A 1,008-nucleotide genomic window follows, 5' to 3' on the forward strand; every position below is an offset into this window, starting at 1 on the left:
TTCCGATGGCAAACACCAGTACCACCAAACCAGTAACGGAAAACGACCATGCATAACGCAGTTATCTTTGTTGATGACGAACCACACATTCGTGATGCCGTTTCACAAGCACTACTTATCGAGGGCATTGAAGTCACTTGCTTTCCCAATGCCGTTGAAGCACTCAGAGTTATCGATGCCAATTCTCCAGCCATCATCATTACCGATATTCACATGCCGGTCATGGATGGCTTAGAGTTTATGCGTACGCTGCTGAGCAAAAATCACCACTTTCAATTCATCGTTCTAACTGGGCATGGCGACGTTAAAACGGCGGTCGAAGCGATGAAAAGCGGCGCGTACGACTTTCTGGAAAAACCATTTTCAACCGATCAACTGATGAAATCACTGAACAACGCCAGCGATAAGCTGAACTTGTTGCAAGAAAACATCTGGCTTAAGAAAGAGCTCGACATGCAAACCCATGTCGGCCCAAAAATGATTGGTCACAGTAAAGTCATGGTGAGTATTCGCCGAGCCTTAATCAGCGCACCGACGAACCAACCTCTGATTTTCGTGGGACAAGACGGCACTGGTCGCCGATTAGCTGCGCAATTTGCTCACGATATTCACGCCACACCAGACAGCGAGCTGATTGCAGCATCAGGTGAAGACCTTTACGAACTGTCGCTAGATGCACTCGACAAAGCCATTGAACACCTGACGGAAGACTCAAATCGTTGCAGTTTGTACCTGCACAGCGCAGAACATATCTCGCTCGCACAGTGGCAATGCCTGTTTAACCACCCGAAATTGGAGCGCGTATTTGGTGCGACGACCAAGGTTGATGCCGATGTTAAAACGTTCGCAACGCTCATCCACTTACCAACGCTGGATGAACGCAAAGAAGATATTGGCCCACTTTACAAACACTTCGTACGTCATGCAGCAAGCCGTTATCAGCTGCAACCACCGCACATCAGTTTGGACGAAGTACGCCGAATTACAGAGCTTTCTTGGCCAGAAAAC

General features: G+C 48.2%; 1 protein-coding gene. It reads left to right on the plus strand.

Annotation, left to right across the window (positions count from 1 at the left end):
- Positions 1-48 precede the first annotated feature (48 nt).
- Positions 49-1,008, plus strand: a 960-nt coding sequence (locus tag R7070_RS26680) for a sigma-54-dependent transcriptional regulator (protein ID WP_318141587.1), incomplete at its 3' end; no start/stop codon positions are given.

The organism is Vibrio sp. 1557 (assembly GCF_033340175.1).
GTDB classification, from domain to species: domain Bacteria; phylum Pseudomonadota; class Gammaproteobacteria; order Enterobacterales; family Vibrionaceae; genus Vibrio; species Vibrio alginolyticus.